At 44.3% G+C, this 2722-nt stretch carries 3 protein-coding genes; 1 reads left to right on the plus strand and 2 read right to left on the minus strand.

Annotated features, from left to right (window positions below):
• Positions 1-621 precede the first annotated feature (621 nt).
• A complete protein-coding gene (locus ACM0OZ_RS48395; protein WP_414590081.1) occupies positions 622-1980 on the minus strand; it encodes an RNA-guided endonuclease InsQ/TnpB family protein in 1359 nt (452 codons plus the stop codon).
• A 60-nt stretch (positions 1981-2040) separates the two neighbouring features.
• Between ACM0OZ_RS48395 and ACM0OZ_RS48400 the strand changes: the two genes are divergently transcribed.
• Positions 2041-2226: a hypothetical protein gene (locus tag ACM0OZ_RS48400; RefSeq protein WP_414590082.1), complete on the plus strand. Its 186-nt coding sequence runs from the start codon at positions 2041-2043 to the stop codon at positions 2224-2226.
• 81 nt (positions 2227-2307) lie between these two features.
• On the opposite strand, the gene ACM0OZ_RS48405 is transcribed toward ACM0OZ_RS48400, so the two are convergent.
• Positions 2308-2722: tetratricopeptide repeat protein (locus tag ACM0OZ_RS48405; protein WP_414590083.1), on the minus strand; the 415-nt coding region annotated here is incomplete at its 5' end.

Consider the following 2722-nt stretch of genomic DNA (forward strand, 5'->3'; position numbering starts at 1 on the left):
GCAAGAATCAAACTTAAACGCTTATATCCGGTTATTGACGATTAAGGACTACTAGGTACTGGGAAGAGATTAGACCTCTTGCAAAAATGCTTGAATTGTCATGTTGAGCGGAGCGAAACATCTGGTGGAGATTCCTCGCTACACTGCGTTTCGCGACTAATGACATTCACGTTTTTTGACTTTTGCAAGAAGTCTATTATCTTAATCTAGAAATTTTAAATCTCCGATTGAGGCTTGCCCTAATCCCCAGTACCCAGTAGCTTTGTCAATGAAATCGCTCACAAGCAGCTTTCATACTAAGTTGCGTTCAAAAACCTCACCCCGCCCTCCGGGCACCCCTCTCCTTGGTAAGGAGAGGGGCAGGGCTTTCAAGGGTAGGTTTTTTTGAATCTCGAAAATAGTTGAGAAAATTCTCAATTGTTTAACGTGGTTTGGTTGTTTCAGGATTTAACCATTGGCTGAAATAGTCAAAAAATGACCAAATACAAAATACCTACCTTTGTAAGGAGGGGCAGGGGGTAGTTGCAGCTATGAACGCAACTCGGTATCAACCAATTGCTAACGGTAGGCGGCAGTATGTAAAACGTAAAAGCCTTAAACCCCTCATAAAATGATTTTGGATTAGCTTGAACGCAGTTCTTGCATCTGCTCTTTCAAATCCCGAATATTGTCATTATTTGGGGCGATATCTAATGCCTGGTTAAATGACACCAATGCTGCTTGTTGACACTCCCCTGCCGTCATGCGAGGGGATTCTAGGCTCATCGTCGCTACTTGCTCAGTCAGGGTTGCCCCAGAAAGAGTAGAGGTTGCAACTCCCCTAGCGTTTCTTGCCTTCTTCTTAGAAGTTGGCTTGCTTCCCCCATGCCCTGAGGTAGCAATTTTTTCTTTGCCTTTATGGAGTATGTTGATTGCGGCAGCGTGGTCACGTTGCAGGACACATCCGCACTTGCAGGTGTGAGTCCTAGTGGACAAAGACTTCTTGACCATCGCGCCGCAATTTGGACACTGCTGACTGGTGTAGTGAGGTTCCACAGCCAGTGCTACCTTTCCATACTTGTTGGCAAAGTATTCGAGATAGCTCCGAAACTGCCTCCATCCAGCGTCATTGATGCTTTTTGCCAGATGATGGTTACGCACCATATTTTTTACTTGCAAGTTTTCATAGATGCATAAGTCGTTAGACCGCATGACGTGACGCGCCTTCGCTTTGGCGTGTTCAGTACGTTTTCTACTTATCTGCAAATGCTTACGTGCGTATCGGTTTCGAGCCTTCTTTCTACCGTTCTTGCCCTTTTCTTTTTTGTAGATTCTGCGTTGAGCGTGTTTTATTTGCTTCTCGGCTTTACGTAGGAAGCGAGGATTTGGTTCATGATGCCCGTTTGAATCAGTGTAGAAGTGTTCTAAGCCGAAATCCAAGCCAATTTCTTGACCAGTTGGTTGAACATCTTCTTTGCACTCGACATCAACACAGAATTGCACATAAAACCCGTCAGCACGTCGGACAATCCGAACTCGCTTGATGGACTTAACGGAGTAGGTGTGTATGTCCCATTTCCCCATTAATTTGAGTTCACCAATCCCTTTTTTGTCAGTGAAGGTGATACGACGTTTTGTTGGGTGCAGCGACCAACCGCTAGTCTTGTACTCAACAGAGCGGTTGTCATGCACAAACCGTGGATATCCTTTTTTACCTGGTTTGTTCTTCTTGCAATTGTCGTAGAACCGTGAGATTGCAAACCAGGCTCTTTCAGCAGCTGCTTGAACTGCCATTGAGTTTAGCTCCGCAACAAACGGGAAGTCAGCGCGTAGAACTGTTGAGTATCGACTAATAGCTGAATTGTTAATATTCTCTTCTCTTGAAGCATCCATCCAATACCTAATGCATTTATTTCTAACGAATTGGGTTGTTTTAATGGCTTCTTCAATTGAATTGAATTGTGCTTTATTTGCCTTAGCTTTATACTCTAAAACTAACACGCTTGACTCACCTTCTTGTTATTTGCTAAAGTTACATTAGTCTACTTATATGTTCTAAATATGTCAACAGGAAAAGGCAAGAAAAGAATAAAGAATGTACCCGTTTTATATGAAGAAACCAAAAAGCAGCGAGGTGTTATGTTAACCGATACTGCATGGTCTAACGCTGTCATTAAAGCCAAAGAAGAAAACGTCAGCGTTAGTGAGTACTTAGAAAGACTGTTGAGAAGGGTGACGGCAGGCTAAACCCTGCGTCGGCAGCTTTCATCCCTTGTCTAAAGCACGGATGTGTCATCGTGAGTCAAACACATCCTCAAGGGCTTTCAGCTAGCCGTCCTTGTAACACTGGAGGGCTTGTTCATCATGAGATAAGTCTTTGAGTAAGTTACCCAAGTTCCGTAGCGCAAGTTCCTTGTTGTTGTGAGCATTGACGTAATTGGGAGCAAGTGTCAGAGCGGTATCGTAGGATGCAATGGCTTGCTCGTAGGTAGTAAGTGCTTGTGTGTGCTGCGATAAGCTCGACTGTAGGGATGCCAAACTTTGTAGCGCATTCCCCTTGTTGTTGTGAGCATTGACGTAATTGGGAGCAAGTGTCAGAGCAGTATCGTAAGATGCAATAGCTTGCTCGTACCTAGAGAGTGCTTGTGTGTGCTGCGATAAGCTCGACTGTAGGGATGCCAAACTTTGTAGCGCATTCCCCTTGTTGTTGTGAGCATTGACGTAATTGGGAGCAAGTGTCAGA

Origin of the sequence: Scytonema sp. PCC 10023, assembly GCF_963920835.1 — a bacterium.
In the GTDB taxonomy this organism is placed as follows: Bacteria; Cyanobacteriota; Cyanobacteriia; order Cyanobacteriales; family Nostocaceae; genus Kalymmatonema.

Excerpts from the sequence above, each read along its gene's own strand:
- ACM0OZ_RS48400 (WP_414590082.1), top strand. The coding sequence starts at position 2,041 with ATGTCAACAGGAAAAGGCAAGAAAAGAATAAAGAATGTACCCGTTTTA.